The sequence below is a fragment of the Enterobacter cloacae complex sp. S1 genome, assembly GCF_014930525.1.
Lineage (GTDB): Bacteria > Pseudomonadota > Gammaproteobacteria > Enterobacterales > Enterobacteriaceae > Enterobacter > Enterobacter hormaechei_C.
Genome location: NZ_JADBRE010000037.1, coordinates 14,503 through 36,555, shown reverse-complemented (window position 1 = coordinate 36,555; position 22,053 = coordinate 14,503). Strand labels below are relative to the sequence as shown.

Genomic DNA, 22,053 nt, shown 5'->3' with positions numbered 1-22,053 from the left:
TTTCATGAAGAAACAAGAAACACATTTTATCACCTTTACGGAGATTCTGTGTAGGAAAGCATTTATAGGCATGTTCTTCCCATTGTGGCGTTCCATAGATTCTGTAGTCAAAGAAAGATACACAGCCACGCTTTCTAAAATAGCCATTAGGTATTCTTCCAAAAAAGGAAGGGAAGGCTAAATCAGAGTTTGGGATTAAGTTTCCAGATTGAATTATTAATTCCATGTTTTCTTCGGAGGTAACATGGAATACTCTTCCTTTGACAGCATGCAAGATATCAATGTGATTTTTAATTGTAATGGCATTATTTTTCATATCTGCCTTAAATTGACAATGTATTAATAATAGCAATTGTGACATTATCCCGCACTTGCGAAAACCAAAATTTAATCCTTTTTACGGTTGTAATTAGAAGAACAAACACTCTGTCTGGGGGTACCTTTGGGGGTATCTATTGTTAAATGAAGATAAATTCTATTATATAACAGTGTGTTGCAATTTATGTTTTGCTCCTATTATCCCATCTAAATCAAATAGTTACCCTCCATTCCAGTAAATCTCATTCTCAGACCATGGCAGCAAATATTGCTATTGGCTGCACATTTTCGCGTCATCGTTTTGTACCTCAAAGAAGTTGGTCGGCGGCATAACCCTAAAGGCTATACCGCCAGCGCCATGTTATCGCGCCATTAACGCAAACACCCCCCAGCCAAAGTACTCCCGCGTGTACGTCACATGACGTTCAGGCGCTATCGTCAGCTCCGCCCGAACCTCCTGCGCGAAGTCATCATCTGGGTTTTCCTCCAGCCAGCGCCGCATGGTCATCCATTTTGCGGCTTCGTACCTGTCCCAGCCTTCCTGATCAGCCAGCACCATTTCAACCAGGTCATAGCCCTGTTGATCGAAAGACGCAACCAGACCGGGCAGAGTAAGAAAGTCTGCAATCGACGAGACGCCGCAGGCCTGAGCTATCTCTGCCGTCGCGGGTACCTGACGCCAGTACGGTTCGCCGATGAGCATTATTCCCCCGGGCTTGAGGCTTTTTGCCAGCAGATCCATCGTCCCGGCTACGCCACCCGCAATCCAGGTTGCGCCAACGCAGGCCGCCACGTCACATTTTTCATTCGCGACGTAGCCGGCCGCGTCGTTATGAATGAAATGGACGCGTTCGCTGACGCCGAGTTCCTCTGCGCGCCGCGTGGCCTGCGTGGTGAAGAGCTGGCTCATGTCGATGCCGGTACCGGTAATACCGTAATCACGTGCCCAGGTACAAAGCATCTCTCCCGAGCCGCTGCCGAGATCGAGAATGCGTGTGCCTGGCTTCATGCGTAACACGCGGCCCAGCGTCGCGTACTTCTCTGGTGTAAAGGGGTTATGAATGCGGTGTTCGCTTTCGCTAACAGTAAAAATACGTGGGATATCCATCATCCTCTCCTTAACGATTATCAGGCTGAGCGCGAACATTGTTCAGCCCGGTGGTGTTAATGCGGTAGGGCTGACCGTTAACGGATTTGATCAGCTTTTTGGTTTTGAGCTTTTTGAAAACGGCGAGCGTGCAGTCAGCCAGCAGTAGCCCTTCGCGGCTATAGCATTCAACGGCGGTGACGCGGCCAGAGTTATCGCGGACGTGCACAATACGGCCACCTTTGGCGAGAACGTGTAAGGTACGTTGTTCCTGACGGGATAAATTCATACTGGAAAACCTGTTTAATCATCATGTGCAAAACGTGCAAACACACAGCGGTGTCCGCATACGATTTCGGCGCATTGATAATCAGTCCGGCCTGGAAAGGTCGGGAAGCTGATTATCGGATGATTACATTCTCCAGCATCAAAGCCTCGGATTGAGTTGATAGGTATTTACGGGGTGAATGATAACACCTGGTTATTGTCAGTGAATACCCAGGGGTGAAAAATGTGATCCCGGTTGGTATCGGGCTGAGGAGAGGGGATCATTCCTGGCCGCTCTTAATTTTGCTGTCGACCTGAGGCTGTGGTTTGCTGAAAAGATATCCCTGCACAAGCTCGCAACCCAGAGCCTGAAGCCGCTCAAGCTGCTCTTCGGTCTCAACGCCCTCGGCAATGACGCCCATATTAAGGCTTTTAGCCATACCGGTAATCAGCTTCACAATATTAAGCGCATCTTCCTGCGTAGATATCGGATTGACAAAAGATTTATCGATCTTGATTTTATCAAAATTCAGTTCGCTGAGTCTGGAGAGCGACGAATAACCCGTGCCAAAATCATCAATAGAAATTCTTACGCCCAGTGAGCGTAGTTTTTTGAGGATCGCAATGGGGTTATTTCTGTCACTGAAGAGGGAAGACTCTGTGACCTCTAACTCAAGACGGTTAGCCGGGAGCCCGGTCTCAGCCAGAACGGACTGCACCGTATTAATAAATGATTTGCTGCCCAATTGAACAGGCGAGACGTTGACGGAGATCCTGGCCGGAACAGCCCAGGAGACCGCCTCCCTACAGGCCAGTTTAAGTACGGTTTTACCTATCTCGTTGATCATGCCTGTTTTTTCAGCGGCGAAAATAAAGCTATCCGGGGAGAGCATCCCCTTGACGGGGTGCATCCAGCGAATAAGCGCTTCATAGCCGTAAATTTCCTTGCTGACGGAATTCACAATAGGCTGGTAATAAACAATAAACTCATCATTCTCTATTGCTCTTGCCATATCATTTTCAAGGGTTCTGCTTTCCTGCAACTTCTGTAGCATTCGCTGGCGGAAGACTTTGATTTGCTGAGAACCTTCTTTCTTGGCTTCATAGAGCGCCAGATCGGCAAATTTATAAAGGTAATCTGAACGTCGTTCGTTATCCGATAAAACAATACCCACACAGGTGGCTATTTTTATAAGTTGATTATTAATTGTATAGGGCTTGCTGATGCTATCACTGATTTCTCGCGCGCGTGAAACGGCTGCGGCTTCGGTTAAGCCACTGGAGAGGAACGCAAATTCGTCGCCGCCCAAACGATAAAATGTCTCTGAAAAGCGGCTCAAAGCGTTAAGGCGCGTGGATACCTCACGTAACAGTAAATCGCCAGCATCATGACCGTAGGTATCATTCACCTCTTTGAACCGGTCTAAATCGAATAACATCACCGTGACCGAAATATGTTTTTCCTCAGCCTGTAGATTAAGTTTATTGAGATCATCCCAGAAGAAAAGACGGTTTTTCATGCCGGTAAGGGAGTCATGATAAACATCGTATTCCAGTTTTGTATTCTGGATTTGCAGGGTTTCTTTGGACAGCTGAAGTTCTTCAGCCAGAGTTTTAACCTGTGTATGTGCTTTGAGAATGTTTTTATTTTGATAGATAATCAAAAAGCCCAGTATGAAGCTTAAAATAACCAGTAACAGCGAAAGTGCTGAATAAATATAATATAGAACCTGTATTTTTAGGTTAGTTTCATTGATTGTATTAACATCTTTTGTTAAAGCCGTTGATGAAAGCTGGCTTAGCGGTGCATCCAGTAAATGCATATTTTTCAGATAGAGCTTTAACTCTGAACGGCTCATTTTCTCAAGATGACCATCCAGATAGTTCAGTATATTTTCCAGGCGTAAGGCGAGCACCTGATGCGCTTTCGCGCTGTTTATATAACGACCCAGGCCGCCCTCTTTCAATAAATCATTCTGGCTCAGCATGATTTCCAGGCGCATGCGAACCTGGTCTACCGTAACGTCATCAGTCTCGGTTGCGTACAGTCCAATCCATGATTCAAATCGGTAATATTCAGATACCAGTTGGGCTACAGACCAGGACTCAGTGTAGTGAGTCAATTTTTGCAACTCCTGCTGACGGTCGTAGACAAGAAAGGCTATATATCCCGTAGTGATAAAAAGAGAAAAAATGATACCAACCAGTATCCTGTTCATTATGTTCTCCTGAACTACTATTCAATCTTCATTTTGCTGACCTGCCAGGCCGATCGCGAGTAATAAATCTGATTATTGAGTTCAGGAAGACTGTCATAAGGGTAGACGATGAATGACGGACCTTTATCGCGGATGCGCATATATTCGCCATTGACCTTTAACGCCAGGATGGCGTTGTATTTCTGGAAGTCGCTGAGAGGGATGACGGTAGTATAATCATTGAGTGCAACCACATTCAGAACAGAACCCTTAGCACCCACATATTCCATGAGTTTGCGCATCGGGATACCCTCAAATTTCGTGCGCCCATTATACCAGGGAGAGGTCGTCTGGAAACTCACCATCCCCAGTTTTTCCAGGCTGGCAATATCAAAAACGGCTTTTCCATTTTCGTTCGTATTTTCTATATTACCGGTAATGGTTAAGATGGGTTTGCCCACAGGCTTTGGCAGTTCGCCAGCCCAGCTTAAACTTTGTACCAAAAAGCAGCACAGCATTAGGATTATTCGCATATTGGCCTCCTCTTTTTAACAGAAGTATAAGAATTATAAGTTATTTATCCTATAAGTTTGTCTATTTTGTTGAACGCCATGGCTTTTTGCAAATGATACTTGATTAAATGTATTAAAATCAAATGGATAATCGTTGTTTGCCCCGTGATTGCAGACCTCTGGCTGGAGCTTACGTTTTTTAAAACATAAAAACTCAGTGTAATTAGCCACCGGGTTTAAAAAATGATCGCTTTGATTATTGATATATTTACGCCCCCCCATTTTTTATCAATGGTGGCATCGTTAAGATTGATTTATATGTACAAAGAATGATAACGCACCCTCAATGTGAGGGAATAAGAGAGTGCGCGTACCTCTGACGTCATTTGCACTGAGTTTCGGTTAACCCGTCTCCAGCATACTGAAACTGACGATCCGCGAGCGCCCCAGCTCTTTCGCCCGGTAAAGCGCCACGTCTGCCGCGCGCAGCAGGTCGTCGCTTTGGGCGTGCTGCGGGTAACTGGCGATCCCGATCGACACATCCACTGGGCCAATCTCAGCAAGCCCATAGCGCAGCGACAGCGTATGGACGCCGTTATAAATCTCAGTTGCGCAGGCGTGAGCCGCTTCCTCATCCGCACCCGTTAGCAGCACCAGAAACTCTTCGCCACCAAAGCGGAAGGCCAGGCCGGCATCGTGCACGGCACGCTGAACAATTGTCGCCACTCTCTTAATCACATGATCGCCAGCCTCATGGCCGAAGCGATCGTTAATGCTTTTAAAGTGATCGATGTCGATCATCATGCAGCTCACCGGCTCATCATTGCGCATTGCCTGAGCTATCTGAGTGCGCAGGGTATCTTCCAGGTGGTGACGGTTACGCAAGCCGGTGAGCGGGTCGAATAGCGCTTTTTCCAGCAGGGCATCGCGCAGACGCTGGTTGGCCAGCGCCAGACCCAGGGCTTCCGCCATTAATTCGAGATATGCGCGGGACGGTGCCGTTTCAGGCGTGATGTTCTGAAACGACAGCAAACCAATGGCTTCCCCCTGCGCAATGAGCGGCACGCACAGTGAGCTGTCTTTTTGTGATTCAGGCAGATGCTGGCAACCGATATCCGGCTCGCCGTTGACCGGTGGATGGCTCTGACCACGGCGTATGGCCCAGCATTGATCGGGGTGGAAAGCATTTTTTTCTCCCTGTGGAGATAACCATTCCGCCGCACAGCGCATCTCCCACGGGTTTCGATCCAGGATATACAGACGTCCGGCGATACCCGGCGCAATGTTGGGAGCAAACAGCTCTGCCACCTCAATCACGTCGCTGACGTTCTCGCACCCCTGCAAGCGCTGGGTCATTCGCGCGAGCAGCTCGCGGATGGCCCAGTCTGCGTCGCGTTCTTTTTCAAGCCGCTGCCTTGCCAGCCCGTTCTCGCGGAAAATGCGAATGGCCTGCGCCATATCGCCTATCTCATCGACCTGGTTGAAATTGGGCGTTTCGACGCCGTAATCCTGTGAGGCCAGGCGGTGAACCACATCGCTGAGGCGCACTACCGGGCGCAGCACGCGGTGCTTGAGAATAAAGCCCATCACGAATAAGAAGAGCAGGGCGGTCAGGCCGACCATCACCTCTGAGGCGGTACGCAGCGTTTTCGACGTGTTGGTCGCCGCCTGGACATCGGCAATAATGCGCTTATCCAGCAGCATACGAAAATGGTCAATCTTGCTCTGGGCGCGTTCCGTTTCAAGTTCGTAGATTTTGCCGAAGAGTAACGCAATGGCCTGTTGTTCCTCACCCCGGGCGACGCTGGCAATTGCTGCCTGCTGTTCATCCTGTAGGCCATCAACAATCTTCAGCCCTTCATACAGCAGCGCCAGCTCTTCGCCCGTTGCGCCCGTATCTTTTAACTGTCCCACTTTGTGTTCAATATTCTTCAGTTCACCTTCTTTCGCCTGGTACGCTTTCAGCACATCGGGCTCTTTTTTGATGGCGTAAAGGCGCGCTAAATCGGAGAGCATCCAGGTTTCTGCCTCAATCTCTTCCGTAAGCTGGTCAAAAATTTGTCGTTGCTTAACAACCTGACGCTCTACGTTGTCGGCATGGGAAGCCATCAGCATGACGATACCGGAGGCAATGGTCAGGCACACCGTGACACCATAGGCCCAGTTTGTGATCGTGGCGATTCGCACCTGTTGGATCCTTCTACGACAAATGTGGAAGAGCGTTCATTACAGATTATAGAAAACCCCTGATTTATCGCGAAAAAAAAGGCGGCACAGGGCCGCCTGACAAAACGCGTTTCGTTAGAGATCCGGAGGGTTTTTTCCCTCTTCGATAAAGTCTGCGTCCAGCTCCTCGGCGTTGCCTGCGTGGTCGCGGCCGGAGAAGAGGTTCCAGCAGGCGATAAACAGGGCGGCAATCAGCGGCCCAATCACAAAACCGTTAATGCCGTACAGCTCCATACCGCCGAGCGTGGTGATCAGTATCAGGTAGTCCGGCATTTTGGTGTCTTTGCCCACCAGCAGCGGACGTAAAAGGTTGTCCACCAGCCCGACGATAATGACAAAAAAGCCCACAATGAACAGACCCTGCCACAGCTGGTGAGTGGCAAACAGGAAGATCGCGGCGGGAACCCAGACGATAGCCGAGCCGACGGCGGGCACCAGGGAGAGGAACGCCATCAGCGCTCCCCACAGTACGCTACCGTCAATACCGACGATGGCAAAGGCGATACCGCCAAGCGTACCCTGAACCACTGCCACGACCGCCGTACCTTTTACCGTGGCTCGTGAGACGCCGACAAACTTAGCGAACAGGTGCTGTTTGGCGAAGTCAGACAGCGGCAGCGAGTCGAGGATCTGGCGCACCAGATAGGGCCCGTCTTTGAGCAGGAAAAACAGCAGGTACAGCATAATGCCGAAGCTAATAGCAAAGCCGAACGTCCCTTTACCAATCAGGAACGCGCTTCCCGCCAGATACTGTCCACCCTGTAACGCGACATCGGAAAGCTTTTTCTGAATCTGCGCGGCGTTGGTCAGGTTGTGATCCGCCAGGAAGCCGCTGGCCCAGTCCGGCAGTCGGTTGAAAATACCGGCGATGACTTCCGGGAACTGCGTGTTGTTCTGTTGCAGCTTGGTGTAAACCATGTTCAGTTCCACCGCGAGCGAGGAAAGGATCACCATCAACGGAATAAACACGATCAGGCAGATAATGCCGAGTGTAAGGAGGGAAGCCAGCCCGTTGCGATCGCCCAGCGCGGTACGCAATTTGTTTTTCACCGGGTTGAAAATGATGGTCAGGATCGCGGCCCACAGAATCGCCGAGAAATAGGGTGACAGCACGTCAAAGAAAGCCCAGGTAACAAGGGCCAGGATGAGAATAAAGAAACCTTTGGTCAGTCCGTTAAATCGCATAGTGAGTCCTGGTGAAGAAGAAACTGTGTCGACTATAGAACTGATTTAAAGATTTACCAATAATTGCGCCGAAGTCGTGCCGGGTGGCTTTTTGTTAACAATCGCGGTATAACACCCTTCTTTGGATGTTTAGATGTCCATACGTTTAGAAGGTAATATGCAAACAGAGCAACAAAACGGGCAGCTTAAGCGCACCATGAAAACCCGTCACCTGATTATGCTCTCACTGGGGGGCGTTATCGGCACAGGGTTATTCTTCAATACCGGATACATCATTTCGACAACCGGCGCGGCGGGCACGCTGCTGGCGTATCTTATTGGTGCGCTGGTGGTCTGGCTGGTTATGCAATGCCTGGGGGAACTTTCCGTAGCGATGCCGGAAACCGGCGCGTTCCACGTCTACGCCGCTCGTTATCTCGGCCCGGCGACAGGGTATACCGTGGCGTGGCTCTACTGGCTTACGTGGACAGTGGCGCTGGGATCGAGCTTTACCGCAGCCGGGTTCTGTATGCAGTACTGGTTCCCGCAGGTTCCTGTCTGGACGTGGTGCGTCGTCTTTTGCGTGGTGATTTTTGCTCTTAACGTCATTTCCACGCGCTTCTTCGCCGAAGGGGAATTCTGGTTCTCGCTGGTGAAAGTCATCACCATCATCGCCTTCATTATTCTCGGCGGGGCGGCGATCTTCGGTTTTATCCCGATGCAGGACGGTTCACCGGCGCCGGGCTTAAGCAACCTTACTGCCGAAGGCTGGTTCCCGCACGGCGGTCTGCCGATCCTGATGACCATGGTGGCGGTCAACTTTGCCTTCTCCGGAACGGAGCTTATCGGCATCGCGGCAGGAGAAACGGAAAACCCACACAAGGTTATTCCGGTTGCTATTCGTACCACCATCGCCCGGCTCATCATCTTCTTTATTGGCACCGTGTTTGTGCTGGCGGCGCTGATCCCGATGCAGCAGGCTGGCGTGGAGAAAAGCCCGTTCGTGGTGGTGTTTGAAAAGGTCGGCATTCCGTATGCGGCGGATATCTTTAACTTCGTGATCCTGACGGCGATCCTCTCGGCGGCGAACTCGGGCCTGTATGCCTCTGGCCGTATGCTGTGGTCTCTGTCTAACGAGAAAACGCTGCCACGCTGCTTTGCCCGCGTCAACAAAAACGGCGTGCCGCTGACGGCGCTCTCCGTTTCCATGCTGGGTGGCGTGCTGGCGCTGTTCTCCAGCGTGGTTGCGCCGGATACGGTGTTTGTGGCCCTGTCAGCCATTTCCGGTTTTGCGGTGGTGGCGGTGTGGATCAGCATCTGCGCGTCACACTTCGTGTTTCGTCGCCGTCACGTGCAGTCCGGGCAGCCGCTTTCGGCGTTGCAGTATCGCGCGCCATGGTATCCGCTGGTGCCCGTGCTTGGCTTTATCCTCTGCCTGGTGGCCTGTGTCGGCCTGTGGTTTGACCCCAGCCAGCGTATTGCCCTTTATTGCGGGCTTCCGTTTGTCGCCCTGTGTTATGGTGCGTACTACCTGACCCGAAACCTGACATCGCAGGAGCCTGAACATGTCGCAGAATAATCCGCTTACCACCCTCCTTGAAAACCAGCCGTTTGTCGTGCTGGATGGGGCGATGGCAACGGAGCTGGAAGCGCGCGGTTGTAACCTTGCCGACAGCCTCTGGTCGGCCAAAGTGCTGATGGAAAACCCGGAGCTGATCCGTGACGTGCACCTCGACTATTACCGCGCGGGGGCACAGGTGGCGATCACCGCCAGCTATCAGGCCACGCCTGCGGGCTTTGCCGCACGCGGGCTGGACGAGGCGCAATCCCGGGCGTTGATTGGCAAAAGCGTAGAGCTGGCACGCAAAGCGCGGGAAGCGTACCTGGCAGAGAATGCGCAGGCGGGCACGCTGCTGGTGGCGGGGTCGGTAGGGCCGTACGGCGCGTACCTTGCCGATGGATCTGAATATCGCGGCGATTATGTGCGTCGCGCTGAAGAGTTCACCGCGTTCCACCGTCCCCGCGTGGAGGCGCTGCTGGATGCGGGCGCGGATCTGCTGGCCTGTGAAACGCTGCCTTCTTTCCCGGAGATTAAGGCGCTGGCGGTGTTGCTGACGGCGTATCCTCGCGCCCGGGCATGGTTCTCATTTACCCTGCGTGACAGCGAGCATCTGAGTGACGGGACGCCGCTGCGGGATGTCGTTTCTGCGCTCGAAAGCTACCCACAGGTTGTCGCGCTGGGGATCAACTGTATCGCGCTGGAAAACACCACCGCGGCGCTGACGCATCTGCACAGCCTGACGTCGCTGCCGCTGGTGGTCTATCCGAACTCCGGCGAGCATTATGATGCGGTGAGCAAAACCTGGCATCACCACGGTGAAGCCTGCGAGACGCTGGCGGGGTATTTACCGCAGTGGCTGGATGCCGGTGCGAAGCTGATTGGCGGCTGCTGTCGCACCACGCCGCAGGATATTGCTGCGCTGACGGTTCAGCGCTGAGGTCTTTGCCGGGTGGCGGCTGCGCCTTACCCGGCCTACAAATTGCACGAACCGTAGGCCGGGTAAGCGCAGCGCCACCCGGAGAAACAACCGCACAAAATTCACTATCCTTTCCCGCTTTTTTTCTAAAAACGAATCGTCATTAGCGATTCTTTTTTATTCCTTTATCAAAATTCTCGCGCCGGAAATACTGCCCTCATAACAACAAGGGGAGCAGACATTATGGCAATTTCATCGCGGATCACACTTCTCGGCGCACTGGCGCTGTGGGCATTTCAGGCGCAGGCGGTGGACGTCACCGTCGCGTATCAGACTTCCGCTGAGCCGGCGAAAGTCGCGCAGGCGGACAACACCTTTGCCAAAGCGAGCGGGGCGAATGTCGACTGGCGCAAGTTCGACAGCGGCGCGGCGATTGTGCGGGCGTTAGCCTCGGGCGACGTGCAGATTGGCAACCTGGGCTCCAGCCCGCTGGCGGTGGCCGCCAGCCAGCAGGTGCCGATTGAAGTCTTCCTGCTGGCGTCGCAGCTCGGAAATTCCGAAGCGCTGGTGGTGAAGAAAAGCATCACGAAACCCGAAGATTTGATCGGCAAACGCATCGCGGTGCCGTTTATCTCCACCACGCATTATAGCCTGCTGGCAGCGCTGAAACACTGGGGCATTAAGCCGGGCCAGGTGCAGATCATTAACCTGCAACCTCCGGCGATTATTGCCGCCTGGCAGCGTGGCGACATCGACGGAGCATACGTCTGGGCGCCCGCCGTCAACGAGCTGGAAAAAGAGGGCACCGTGCTGACCGACTCCGAAAAAGTGGGGCAGTGGGGCGCGCCAACCCTTGACGTCTGGGTCGTACGTAAGGACTTTGCCGAGAAACACCCTGAAGTGGTGAAAGCCTTCGCCAAAAGCGCCATCGACGCACAGCAGCCATACATCAGCAACCCGGATGAATGGCTGAAACAGCCCGCCAACCTGGAGAAGCTCTCACGTCTGAGCGGCGTGCCGGAAGCTGACGTGCCGGGGCTGGTAAAAGGCAACACCTATCTGACGCCTGCGCAGCAGGTCCAGCAGTTGAACGGGCCGGTGAGCAAAGCGATTGTCGACACTGCCACGTTCCTGAAAGAGCAGGGCAAAGTGCCTGCGGTGGCGGCGGATTACAGCCAGTTCGTGACCGATCGCTTTGTGAAATAAGGGGGCTGCAATGCTGAACATTACAAACCTGTCTGCCGATTACGGCGGCAAACCCGCCCTGGAAGAGATCAACCTGACGCTGGACAGCGGTGAACTGCTGGTGGTGCTGGGGCCGTCCGGCTGCGGGAAAACGACGCTGCTGAACCTGATCGCCGGGTTTGTACCGTATCAGCACGGCACGATCCAGCTGGAAGGGAAACGGGTAACGGGGCCGGGCGCAGAGCGAGGCGTGGTCTTCCAGAATGAAGGATTACTCCCGTGGCGAAACGTTCAGGAAAACGTTGCGTTTGGTCTGCAACTGGCCGGTGTAGCGCGTGAACAACGCCTGAATACGGCGCACGATATGCTGAAAAAGGTCGGGCTGGAGGGGGCTGAAAAACGCTTTATCTGGCAGCTTTCAGGCGGGCAGCGTCAGCGCGTCGGGATCGCCCGTGCGCTGGCGGCTAACCCACAGCTGCTGTTGCTGGACGAACCTTTCGGGGCGCTGGATGCCTTCACTCGCGAGCAGATGCAAACCCTGCTGCTGCGCCTGTGGCACGAAACCGGCAAGCAGGTGCTGTTAATCACCCACGATATCGAAGAGGCCGTGTTTATGGCGACGGAGCTGGTGCTGCTCTCACCGGGGCCGGGACGCGTGCTGGAGCGCCTGCCGCTTGAGTTTGCCCGCCGCTATGTGGCGGGAGAGCCGGTACGCAGCATCAAATCCGATCCGCTGTTTATTGAACAGCGTGAATACGTCTTAAGCCGCGTGTTTGAACAACGGGAGGCGTTCTCATGAGCATTGTTTTCAGTGAAAAAACGCGGCGGACGCGCCTTGCCTTACGCTGGCCGTTCTCTCGCCAGCTCACCTTAAGCGTCAGCACGCTGGTGGTGTTGCTGGCGGTATGGTGGGCGGTTGCTGCGCAGCAGTGGGTCAGCCCGCTGTTTCTGCCCCCGCCAGGCCAGGTTCTGGAAAAACTGATTACTATCGCCGGGCCGCAGGGCTTTATGGATGCCACGCTCTGGCAGCATTTAGGCGCCAGTCTGATGCGTATTCTGGTGGCGCTACTGGCGGCGGTCATTATTGGCGTTCCGGTGGGGATCGCGATGGGACTGAGCCCGACGGTACGCGGCATTCTCGACCCGCTGATAGAGCTTTACCGTCCCGTCCCGCCGCTGGCTTACCTGCCCCTGATGGTGATCTGGTTTGGCATCGGCGAGACGTCAAAGATCTTACTGATATACCTGGCGATATTTGCGCCGGTAGCCATGTCGGCCCTGGCTGGCGTAAAAAGTGCGCAGCAGGTACGCATACGTGCGGCGCAGTCGCTCGGCGCCAGCCGCGCGCAGATACTGCTGTTCGTCATTTTACCAGGCGCGCTGCCGGAGATACTGACCGGGCTGCGCATCGGCCTTGGGGTGGGCTGGTCTACGCTGGTGGCGGCAGAGCTGATAGCCGCCACGCGCGGCCTTGGGTTTATGGTGCAGTCGGCGGGAGAGTTCCTGGCGACTGACGTGGTACTGGCAGGGATCGCGGTGATCGCTGCGATTGCCTTTGGATTAGAACTGGGACTGCGCGCGCTACAGCGTCGCCTGACGCCCTGGCATGGAGAAATACAATGAGTGAACGACTGACCATTACCCCGCTGGGGCCATATATTGGCGCGCAGGTGTCGGGCCTGGACGTAACCCGTCCGCTGAGCGATAACCAGTTTGAGCAGCTGTACCACGCGGTGCTGCGTCATCAGGTGGTATTCCTGCGTGAACAGGCCATTACCCCGCAGCAGCAGCGCGCGCTGGCCCTGCGTTTTGGCGACCTGCATATCCACCCGGTCTACCCGCATGCGGAAGGGGTGGAGGAAATTATCGTGCTGGACACCCATAACGATAACCCGCCCGATAATGACAACTGGCACACGGACGTTACCTTTATCGACACACCGCCAGCCGGGGCGATTCTGGCAGCAAAACAGCTGCCGGAAACGGGTGGGGATACGCTGTGGGCCAGCGGGATTGCCGCGTTTGAGGCGCTCTCCGCGCCGCTCCAGACTCTGCTGAGCGGCCTGCGGGCGGAGCATGACTTCAAAAAATCGTTCCCGGAGTACAAGTACCGCAAAAGCGAAGAGGAGCACCAGCGCTGGCTGGAAGCTGTGGCGAAACATCCCCCGCTGCTGCACCCGGTGGTGCGTACCCATCCGGTGACCGGAAAGCAGGCGCTGTTTGTGAATGAAGGGTTCACCACGCGCATCGTGGATGTGACGGAAAAAGAGAGTGAGGCGCTGCTCGGCTTCTTGTTCGCGCACATCACCAAACCGGAGTTCCAGGTGCGCTGGCGCTGGCAGGAGAACGATCTGGCGATCTGGGATAACCGCGTCACGCAGCATTACGCCAATGCGGATTACCTGCCGCAGCGAAGGATTATGCAGCGGGCGACTATCCTGGGGGATAAGCCGTTTTACCGTGCGCCTTGATTGCCGGGTGGCGGCGTTGCCTTACCCGGCCTACGTTTAATTGTAGGCCCGGTAAGCGCAGCGCCACCGGGCAACGGAGCTAAAGGTGTGCTTCTATATACCGCTGATAGCGGTTTGCCTTCAGATAACACAGATCCACCAGCACCAGCCCGTCGATACAGTTATTGAACGCCGGATCGCTGCCGAAATCGATAAACTGCACGCCGCCGGGTTCGCATAGCTCGGAATACTGTTTGTAGAGCGGCGGGATGCCGCAACCCAGGTTGCCGAGCAGGGATTTCAGCTTTGTCAGGTCATCCACGTAATCCACTCCGCCAAACTGTGCCAGCACGTCCGGAAGTGAGGCCGGGTAGGGTTGACGCGAGGCGGCTAAGGGATGGCTGGCCGGAAACCAGAGACGATAAAACGCCACCAGCAGATCCCGTGCGGCAGGCGGTAAGCCGCCGGAGATGGACACCGGACCAAACAGGTAACGGTAATGGGGATAGCGTGCCAGATAGGCGCCAATGCCTGACCACAGATAGTCCAGACCGCGACGCCCCCAGTAGCGCGGCTGTATAAAGCTGCGCCCCAGCTCAATACCGTGCTCAAGTATGTCCTGCATTTTTTCGTCGTAGTGGAACAGGCTGTAGCTGTACAACCTCTCGACGCCGCGCTTTTCCACCTGCATGGCCGTTGGCATAAAGCGGTACGCGCCGACAATCTCCAGGTCATCGTCATCCCACAGAATAAGGTGCAGATAGTCATCATCGTAGCTGTCGGTATCCCGGCGCTTCCCGCTGCCTTCCTCCACGGCACGAAAGGCAATCTCGCGCAGCCGCCCCAGCTCGCGCAGCAGAGGCGCCTCTTCCTGCCCGTTGCGCTGCCAAAGATAGATGGCCTTACCATCGCTGGTTTTGCCCAGACACTCGGCCTGCGCCAGTTCGCGCTTGAGCGTCGCCCTGTCTTCCGGGCGGGCAATGGCGCACTGGGTTTTAAAGACGCCAGGCAATCCCTTGCCAAGACGTATCACGTGCTGACGACACTGCTCGGCCATCTCACGCGATGAAAGGGTAGAACTAAACCGGTCATTCCAGGCAATCTGCTGGCCGATTTTGATCGGCAGCTGACTGTGACGGCGGCGAAACATCTGTTGCATCAGCAGCAGCATGGATACCGTTGGCGAGACCAGGGTACTGGCATAAAACAGCAGGCTGTTGTGCGCCTGGATATGTACCGGGAGTAGCGGCACCCGTAGTTTGCCGGCCAGCTTGATAAAGCCCGGATGCCATTTTTTATCGCGGATGCCTTTGCGCGTTAGGCGGGAAACTTCGCCCGCCGGAAAGAAGATCAGCACGCCGGCGTTTTGCAGGTGCTGCTCCATCTGTATCAGCGAGGCTTTTGCGGTTCTGCCGCCCATATTATCCACGGGAATAAATAATGAGCTGAGGGGCTCAAGGTGGGACAGCATCCTGTTGGTAACAACCCTGACGTCGCGGCGCACGCGGGAAACGGCATACAGCAGCGCCAGCCCATCCAGGGTGCCGGTGGGGTGGTTCGCTATCACAATGAGTGGGCCGTGTTCGGGGATTTGTTCGAGGTCGCGGGCGGAAACGGAGCAGTGAATATCAAGGTGTTCCAGTACCTGCTCCACCATATCCAGCCCTTTCAGGTGACGGTGGCTGGCGGCAAACTGCTGAAATTCGTCTTCGTGAAGCAGTCTTTTTAACAGACTTTTTTGCCAGGGTGCGGGCCTCGCCTGAGGCCAAAGGTCATCAAGAACGCTGTCGAGACTAAACATTGATCACTCCTCCTGCCGTCTTGCCCAGACAGTAGAAGGAGGAGATGTCGTTTGTATTGCAGTTTGGTGAAGATTAGTGCAGAGAGCAGGCCGGGTAAGGCGAAGTCGTTACCCGGCGCTAAAGCGGATTAACGCAGAATTTTCTTCTCAGCCAGATCCAGCGCGAAATAGCTGAAGATCAGATCCGCGCCCGCGCGTTTGATCGCCCCCAGGCTTTCGAGGATCACTTTCTCTTCGTCGATGGCACCCGCCTGCGCGGCGAATTTGATCATCGCGTACTCGCCGCTCACCTGGTAGGCGCCCAGCGGCAGTTCGGTGCGTTCGCGAATGTCGCGCAGGATATCCAGGTATGCGCCAGCAGGTTTCACCATCAGGCAGTCAGCGCCCTGGGCTTCATCCAGCAGAGACTCACGAATCGCTTCGCGGCGGTTCAGCGGGTTCATCTGATAGGTTTTACGATCGCCTTTCAGCGCCGTGCCGGCTGCTTCACGGAACGGGCCGTAGAAAGAGGAGGCGAATTTGGTGGAATAGGACATGATGGCGGTGTCGGTGAAGCCAGCAGCGTCCAGCGCCTGACGGATCGCCTGTACCTGCCCATCCATTGCCGCAGAAGGCGCAATGAAATCCGCACCCGCAGCGGCGGCAACTACCGCCTGCTTGCCCAGATTCAGCAGGGTCGCATCGTTGTCCACGCCGTGATCGCACAGCACACCACAGTGGCCATGAGAGGTGTATTCGCAGAAGCAGGTATCGGACATGACGATCATCTCCGGCACACTCTCTTTGCAGATGCGCGACATACGTGCGACGAGGCCGTCTTCTTTCCAGGCATCGCTGCCGGTCGCGTCAGTGTGGTGGGAGATACCGAACGTCATTACCGAGCGGATGCCCGCATTCGCAATGCGTTCGATCTCGCGGGCCAGATGCTTTTCAGGAATGCGCATCACGCCCGGCATCGCGTCGATGGCTTTGTAGTCATCGATCTCTTCTTCAACAAAAATCGGCAACACCAGATCGTTTAAGGTCAGTGTTGTCTCTTCAAACATGGCGCGCAGTGCGGGAGACTTGCGCAGGCGACGGGGACGTGCAATTAAATCGGTCATGGTATGCCTGATGTTTGTGGAACAAAGAGGTATAGTGTACCTGAAAGCAGGGAGCGGTGTTTTACTAAAGTTGTCTTTTAGATTTTCGAAATCGACTAATATACGCTGCATGTATTTTGTCTGTATTATAAAACTTATTCTGGTGTTCAGCGTGGTGTTTAATATTGGTGAGGTTTCTATATTGGTTCGGGATTATAAATATAAATGATTTATTGCTTTTTATTATATGTGCCGAAACAACTAAAGTAGTTTGCAATCAGTTGAATTTATAATATTTATTCATAATGATTGATATTGCCCTGGGTTTATAAGCTTATTTGTCTGAATACGGACTTAATGGAATCATTCATTGAACCTTTTCGAACTGAAACTGCATAATTCCTTCCGCAATTTTATGTTGCTAAATGATTTGATGGACAAACTTGCTTACGTCCCTGAGGAGGGATGACCCAATGCAAACATGGAAAAAGAAACTGGTTGTATCACAACTTGCATTAGCCTGCACACTGGCTATCGCTTCTCAGGCCAATGCGAAAGATATATCCGGCACAACATATAATACTTTTGGCTATGACAATACCGCGTCCACGCCCTGGTATTATGGTTATGCTGACTGGGATTATTCAGATGCCACACATGATGGTGACATTTATCCAGTCATCAATAAATCAACCGTAAACGGAGTTATTTCGACATACTATCTGGATGATGGTGTCAATGGCCGTGCGAACGCGTTGAGTATTTCTAACAGCACCATTAACGGCATGATCACGTCAGAGTGTATGACCACGACGTGTGCAGATGGCGTGGATACTGACGGTACCACTCATACCCAGTATGATCGTTTTAGCCTGACTGTTGATAACTCCACCATCAACGATACCTACGAGCATTACGCCTACGATGTCGTCAATGGTGAAACCACTGAAACGCATTATCTGGACACCTATGGTCTGGGTAACGCGATCACGCTGGACGTTGAATCTGACATCGTTATTCAGAACAACTCCCATATCGCGGGCATCACGCTGACGCAGGGTTATCAGGAGCTGGATAACACGCCATACGACGGTGTTGAAGGCGTTGCTAACAGCAGCAATATCTTTACCGATACGCTGGTGGTGAAAGATTCTGTGCTGACCTCTGGTGCGTACAGCGATCTGGGTACCAGTGGCTTCTACGGTCAAACGGCGAAGCCGAGCGACTACGGTGAAACCAACGCCACGGCTGCGGATGATGCGGCGCTGATCGTTGTTGCTGGCGCGTCTGATAACGCTATGCAGACCACCGTCACCTTCGATCACTCTACCATTACCGGCGACATCCTTTTCGCCAGCACCTTTGATAACAACTTCTACGAGAATGGCGATCCGGCAACGGATACCACCGATGACGGCGTCTATAACCCAACTACCAACGGCTGGGATGATACCGACAAGCTGGATGTCACGCTGACCAACGGCAGTAAATGGGTTGGCGCCGCGCAGTCCAGCGTTGAAGCCATCGGCACGGCGCAGATGTATGGTGAAGGCTACAGCGATGTAGACTGGCACACGCTTTCTCCAAACAGCATCTGGCCTGATTCTACCTTTGACAGCAACGGTCATGTTGCAGGTGAAGAAGTTTATCAGAGCGGCCTGTTCAACGTGGCGCTGGATAACGGTTCCGAGTGGGATACCCGTAAGATCTCCAACATCGACGCGCTGACGGTGAATAACCAGTCTCAGGTCAATGTTGAAAACTCCGGCCTGCTGGCTGATTCCATCACCCTGACCAATGCGTCAGGCCTGAACATCGGCGACAGCGGCGCAGTAGCAACCGACAGCCTGTATCTGGATAGCTACAGCCGTGCTGCACTGACTGAAGAGACAGCTGAGCTGTATGCCAACACTATTACCGTGGACAACGGTGCAGAGCTGGCGCTGGGTCTGGGTCAGGTTGATACACACAATATGGTGCTGACCGATGGCGGTGTGCTCAACGTTGCCAGCCGCGATTATGTGCTGAACAGCGACCTGAACAACGCACGCTATATCACCAACGATCGCTATAAAGCAGACTACGATTACGGTGTTGTCGCGCTGAACTCCGACGGCCATCTGGCGGTGAATGGTGACGTTGCCGGTAACTATAAAGTGCGCATCGACGATGCGACCGGCGCAGGCTCCGTAGCTGACTACAAAAACAAAGAGATCGTTCGCGTCTATGACAATAACGCGGATACCGCAGCCAGCTTTACTGCCGCAAACAAAGCTGATTTAGGTGCATACACCTATCAGGCGCAGCAGAAGGGCGACACCGTTGTTCTCCAGCAGGAAGAGCTGACTGATTACGCCAATATGGCGCTGAGCATTCCTTCTGCTAATACCAACATCTGGAATCTGCAACAGGATACCGTGGGTACCCGTCTGACCAACAGCCGTCATGGCCTGGCAGATAACGGCGGCGCATGGGTGAGCTATTTCGGCGGCAACTTTGACGCGGATAATGGCACCGTTAGCTACGATCAGGACGTAAGCGGCATTATGGTAGGTCTGGATACTCAGATCGACGGTAATAACGCGAAGTGGATTGTCGGTGGTGCGGCTGGTTTCGCGAAGGGTGATATCAGCGATCGTACTGGTCAGGTCGATCAGGACAGCCAGACTGCGATGATCTACGCGTCGGCGAAGTTCATGAACGACATCTTCCTCGACAGCTCCCTGAGCTACACCCGCTTCAACAACGACCTCTCTGCTACCATGAGCAACGGTCAGTATGTTGACGGTAATACGACGACTGACGCCGTTGGTTTCGGGATGAAACTGGGCTATGACTGGAAACCAAACCTGTCTGGCTACGTCACGCCTTACGCGGCGATCTCTGGCCTGTTCCAGTCCGGTGATGACTACCAGCTAAGCAACGACATGCGTATCGATGGTCAGTCTTACGACAGTATGCGTTATGAGCTCGGCGTGGATGCAGGTTATACCTTCAACTACGGCGGCGAGCAGGCATTAACGCCTTACTTCAAACTGGCTTACGTGTATGACGATGCCGACAACAATGCTGATATCAACAATGACAGCATTGATAACGGCGTGGAAGGCTCTGCGGTTCGCGTGGGACTGGGCACTCAGTTCAGCTTCACGAAAAACTTCAGTGCTTACACTGATGCGACTTATCTGGGCGGCGGCGACGTTGACCAGAACTGGGGAGCAAACCTGGGTGTGAAATATACCTGGTAATATAGAAAGCGCGGGGGATTTTTCCCCCGCTTTTTTATGTGTTTTAAAAATTATAAAGAACCGACAGATACAGATGACTTGAGGTATGCATGAACGTTAATGCGAAGCCACTTTCTGAATTAAGCCGGCTCATAAAGTGTATGGAAGTCGCCGGTACCCCATTTAAGATCGAACCACAACAATTAATAACTACCGGCAATAATGATGATGAACCATTGACCGTTGTCATACAATCCGGCCTGACGGCCGTCCACCGTAAATCAGACGAATTACTTATGGGTATTGCGCGGGCACCGTATATCCACGGTTTAAGCGCATGGATAAATGAAAACTATCTTGAATATTCTCTGATGGCACAAATGCCTTGTACCGGATTTTATTTACCGGCATCTGACGCGTGCCAGCTTATTCAGGAAGCACAACTTTGGCAAGAGGCTTTCTGCTGGCTGTCATGGCTAAACCATTTATTGGGAAAACGTGACATGCAATTGGTCGGAAATAATTCCTATAGCCAAATCCGGGCGATGCTGATCAATATGGCCGAGTGGGATGACACGCTACGTTCAAAAATTGGTGTTATGAATCATATTCAGCGTAGCACTCGTATTTCTCGTTCGGTCGTTGCTGAGGTTCTGGCGGCGCTGCGACAGGGGAACTACATCAATATGAGCCGGGGCAAACTGATCAGCATCAACCGTTTGCCCACGGACTATTGAGATCAGTTAGAGGCCGTAAGCACCTGCGCTTTATTGGCGCTCAGCTCGGCCACCAGGTTATTTACGCCATCACTCATATTCACGAAGCGTGTATTTGGCGACCGGGTGACCACCACAAAAGCGCCTACGTTTGATTGCGGAATCATCGCCATGTAGGTGATGAATCCGCCACCTCCTCCGGTTTTTTGAATAATCCCCGGTCGGCCATCTTTTGGCGCCATATACACCCAGCCCATGCCGAGGGCATCGGCTTTACCTGGAACATCCATGCCAATGACGCGACGTAGCTGAGCACGCTGGTAGATGAGCGTCTGCATTCGGTCGGCCTGATTGCTGCGCGCGTAAAAATCCGATGAGAGGAACTGTTGCATCCAGCGCATCATGTCGCCAGGCGTAGAGTAAACTCCACCGCTGCCAATGGCGGCCAGCGTGTTATTGCACGGGCTGGCCCCTTTTTCCGCCACCATCAGACGCTTGCACTGGTCCGGGGAAGGGGTGTAAGTGGTATCTTTCATCCCGAGCGGACGCGTGATCTGCTCTTCAAACAGTTGAGGGTAAGGCTTACCCGACGCCGTCGCTAAAGCATCGGCCAGCAGATCAAACGCCAGGTTAGAATAGCCGGCCTGCGAGCCCGGGGCCGATTTCAGGGTTGCTGTGCTCAGGTAGTTCCAGCGTTGCTCGCGGGTTGGCCAGACAAAGACAGGGCGATGCGCAGCGCCACCGGGCTGTTCTCGCGGCAGGGCGCTGGTATGGGTCGCCAGATTCACCAGTCTGATCGGCGTTCCCTGATATGTCGGAACGCGAGCGCCGGGCGGCGCATATTTGCTGAGCGGATCGTCGAGTTTCACCACGCCCTGATCGAGCAGTTTCACCAGCATTTCGCTGGTCATCAGCTTGGTTATCGATGCGACACGGATAACGGAATCCAGCTGCGGACGAACGTTATTTCCCGGTCGTGTTTCACCGAAGCTGCGAAACACTCGCTGGTTACCGTCGATCACGACCAGCGCCATTCCCGTCGCACCGCTGCCGTAATAAATAAGGTTCGCGTAGCGATCGGCAATGTCAGAGGCCAGAACCGGGGCCGTCAGAGGCTGTGCTGCCTGGGCAGTGGACAGGCTCACCGCACACAGCGCGGCGATAGAGAGCAGACAACGTTTCAACGAAAAGCATCCATCAAGTGAATAAGGAAAGTTACGGGTAGTTATACTACTAATCGACGTCGGGCAATGGCCCGATTTGCATAACGATAGCGAGAAAAACGTAACCGTGGGTAAATTTGAACAATTTACTTGCGGCGTGGCTCCCATTTTGTGACATCG

General features: G+C 53.7%; 18 protein-coding genes. 8 read left to right on the top strand and 10 right to left on the bottom strand.

The features are described 5' to 3' along the window. The 7 genes from IM290_RS21690 to IM290_RS20035 all read right to left on the bottom strand — a co-directional run. Positions 1-316 (bottom strand): hypothetical protein (locus IM290_RS21690; RefSeq protein ID WP_227009308.1); only part of this gene is annotated, 316 nt, incomplete at its 3' end. A gap of 363 nt (positions 317-679) precedes the next feature. Next, the gene (locus IM290_RS20060; RefSeq protein WP_047746097.1) at positions 680-1,426 is read right to left on the bottom strand and encodes a cyclopropane-fatty-acyl-phospholipid synthase family protein; all 747 of its coding nucleotides are present in this window, start codon (positions 1,424-1,426) and stop codon (positions 680-682) included. A gap of 10 nt (positions 1,427-1,436) precedes the next feature. After that, a complete protein-coding gene (locus IM290_RS20055; protein WP_017694448.1) occupies positions 1,437-1,694 on the bottom strand; it encodes a YjhX family toxin in 258 nt (85 codons plus the stop codon). A gap of 259 nt (positions 1,695-1,953) precedes the next feature. Next, positions 1,954-3,891 (bottom strand): bifunctional diguanylate cyclase/phosphodiesterase, encoded by a 1,938-nt coding sequence (locus IM290_RS20050; RefSeq protein WP_032671391.1) that lies wholly within the window; start codon positions 3,889-3,891, stop codon positions 1,954-1,956. 17 nt (positions 3,892-3,908) lie between these two features. After that, positions 3,909-4,403, bottom strand: coding sequence for a molybdopterin-dependent oxidoreductase (locus IM290_RS20045; RefSeq protein ID WP_023303170.1), 495 nt, complete (start codon positions 4,401-4,403; stop codon positions 3,909-3,911). 381 nt (positions 4,404-4,784) lie between these two features. Then, positions 4,785-6,569, bottom strand: coding sequence for a diguanylate cyclase (locus IM290_RS20040; protein WP_193042120.1), 1,785 nt, complete (start codon positions 6,567-6,569; stop codon positions 4,785-4,787). Positions 6,570-6,683: 114 nt separating this feature from the next. Then, positions 6,684-7,793, bottom strand: coding sequence for an AI-2E family transporter (locus IM290_RS20035; RefSeq protein ID WP_017383139.1), 1,110 nt, complete (start codon positions 7,791-7,793; stop codon positions 6,684-6,686). A gap of 157 nt (positions 7,794-7,950) precedes the next feature. Here IM290_RS20035 and mmuP point away from each other — a divergent pair, with 157 nt between their 5' ends. The 6 genes from mmuP to tauD all read left to right on the top strand — a co-directional run bounded on the left by mmuP (position 7,951) and on the right by tauD (position 13,905). Beyond that, entirely contained in the window at positions 7,951-9,351 is a 1,401-nt protein-coding gene (mmuP, locus tag IM290_RS20030) for an S-methylmethionine permease (protein WP_192969478.1), read from the top strand. Further along, positions 9,338-10,270 (top strand): homocysteine S-methyltransferase, encoded by a 933-nt coding sequence (mmuM, locus tag IM290_RS20025; protein ID WP_193042121.1) that lies wholly within the window; start codon positions 9,338-9,340, stop codon positions 10,268-10,270. The genes mmuP and mmuM overlap by 14 nt, the downstream gene beginning before the upstream one ends. 222 nt (positions 10,271-10,492) lie before the next feature. Further along, entirely contained in the window at positions 10,493-11,455 is a 963-nt protein-coding gene (tauA, locus tag IM290_RS20020; RefSeq protein WP_015571327.1) for a taurine ABC transporter substrate-binding protein, read from the top strand. A 10-nt stretch (positions 11,456-11,465) separates the two neighbouring features. Then, positions 11,466-12,233 (top strand): taurine ABC transporter ATP-binding subunit, encoded by a 768-nt coding sequence (gene tauB, locus IM290_RS20015; protein ID WP_193042122.1) that lies wholly within the window; start codon positions 11,466-11,468, stop codon positions 12,231-12,233. Beyond that, positions 12,230-13,057 carry a taurine ABC transporter permease TauC gene (tauC, locus tag IM290_RS20010; protein WP_193042123.1) on the top strand — a complete coding sequence of 276 codons (828 nt, stop codon included), beginning with the start codon at positions 12,230-12,232 and terminating at the stop codon, positions 13,055-13,057. Before tauB ends, tauC begins: the two co-directional genes overlap by 4 nt. Next, positions 13,054-13,905, top strand: coding sequence for a taurine dioxygenase (gene tauD, locus IM290_RS20005; protein ID WP_193042124.1), 852 nt, complete (start codon positions 13,054-13,056; stop codon positions 13,903-13,905). The genes tauC and tauD overlap by 4 nt, the downstream gene beginning before the upstream one ends. A 79-nt stretch (positions 13,906-13,984) precedes the next feature. Here tauD and IM290_RS20000 read toward each other — a convergent pair whose 3' ends face one another. After that, positions 13,985-15,685: a lysophospholipid acyltransferase family protein gene (locus IM290_RS20000; protein ID WP_193042125.1), complete on the bottom strand. Its 1,701-nt coding sequence runs from the start codon at positions 15,683-15,685 to the stop codon at positions 13,985-13,987. Between the two features lie 128 nt (positions 15,686-15,813). Then, positions 15,814-16,788 carry a porphobilinogen synthase gene (gene hemB / locus IM290_RS19995; RefSeq protein WP_015571323.1) on the bottom strand — a complete coding sequence of 325 codons (975 nt, stop codon included), beginning with the start codon at positions 16,786-16,788 and terminating at the stop codon, positions 15,814-15,816. Between the two features lie 452 nt (positions 16,789-17,240). Here hemB and IM290_RS19990 point away from each other — a divergent pair, with 452 nt between their 5' ends. Then, positions 17,241-20,015 (top strand): autotransporter outer membrane beta-barrel domain-containing protein, encoded by a 2,775-nt coding sequence (locus IM290_RS19990; RefSeq protein ID WP_193041829.1) that lies wholly within the window; start codon positions 17,241-17,243, stop codon positions 20,013-20,015. Positions 20,016-20,104: 89 nt separating this feature from the next. Beyond that, the gene (locus IM290_RS19985) at positions 20,105-20,731 is read left to right on the top strand and encodes a helix-turn-helix domain-containing protein (protein ID WP_193041828.1); all 627 of its coding nucleotides are present in this window, start codon (positions 20,105-20,107) and stop codon (positions 20,729-20,731) included. Between the two features lie 2 nt (positions 20,732-20,733). Here IM290_RS19985 and ampH read toward each other — a convergent pair whose 3' ends face one another. Then, positions 20,734-21,894, bottom strand: coding sequence for a D-alanyl-D-alanine-carboxypeptidase/endopeptidase AmpH (gene ampH, locus IM290_RS19980; RefSeq protein WP_003859164.1), 1,161 nt, complete (start codon positions 21,892-21,894; stop codon positions 20,734-20,736). Positions 21,895-22,053 lie beyond the last annotated feature (159 nt).

Excerpts from the sequence above, each read along its gene's own strand:
- IM290_RS20060 (WP_047746097.1), bottom strand. The coding sequence starts at position 1,426 with ATGGATATCCCACGTATTTTTACTGTTAGCGAAAGCGAACACCGCATT.
- IM290_RS20055 (WP_017694448.1), bottom strand. The coding sequence starts at position 1,694 with ATGAATTTATCCCGTCAGGAACAACGTACCTTACACGTTCTCGCCAAA.
- IM290_RS20050 (WP_032671391.1), bottom strand. The coding sequence starts at position 3,891 with ATGAACAGGATACTGGTTGGTATCATTTTTTCTCTTTTTATCACTACG.
- IM290_RS20045 (WP_023303170.1), bottom strand. The coding sequence starts at position 4,403 with ATGCGAATAATCCTAATGCTGTGCTGCTTTTTGGTACAAAGTTTAAGC.
- IM290_RS20035 (WP_017383139.1), bottom strand. The coding sequence starts at position 7,793 with ATGCGATTTAACGGACTGACCAAAGGTTTCTTTATTCTCATCCTGGCC.
- mmuP (WP_192969478.1), top strand. The coding sequence starts at position 7,951 with ATGCAAACAGAGCAACAAAACGGGCAGCTTAAGCGCACCATGAAAACC.
- mmuM (WP_193042121.1), top strand. The coding sequence starts at position 9,338 with ATGTCGCAGAATAATCCGCTTACCACCCTCCTTGAAAACCAGCCGTTT.
- tauA (WP_015571327.1), top strand. The coding sequence starts at position 10,493 with ATGGCAATTTCATCGCGGATCACACTTCTCGGCGCACTGGCGCTGTGG.
- tauB (WP_193042122.1), top strand. The coding sequence starts at position 11,466 with ATGCTGAACATTACAAACCTGTCTGCCGATTACGGCGGCAAACCCGCC.
- tauC (WP_193042123.1), top strand. The coding sequence starts at position 12,230 with ATGAGCATTGTTTTCAGTGAAAAAACGCGGCGGACGCGCCTTGCCTTA.
- tauD (WP_193042124.1), top strand. The coding sequence starts at position 13,054 with ATGAGTGAACGACTGACCATTACCCCGCTGGGGCCATATATTGGCGCG.
- IM290_RS20000 (WP_193042125.1), bottom strand. The coding sequence starts at position 15,685 with ATGTTTAGTCTCGACAGCGTTCTTGATGACCTTTGGCCTCAGGCGAGG.
- hemB (WP_015571323.1), bottom strand. The coding sequence starts at position 16,788 with ATGACCGATTTAATTGCACGTCCCCGTCGCCTGCGCAAGTCTCCCGCA.
- IM290_RS19990 (WP_193041829.1), top strand. The coding sequence starts at position 17,241 with ATGCAAACATGGAAAAAGAAACTGGTTGTATCACAACTTGCATTAGCC.
- IM290_RS19985 (WP_193041828.1), top strand. The coding sequence starts at position 20,105 with ATGAACGTTAATGCGAAGCCACTTTCTGAATTAAGCCGGCTCATAAAG.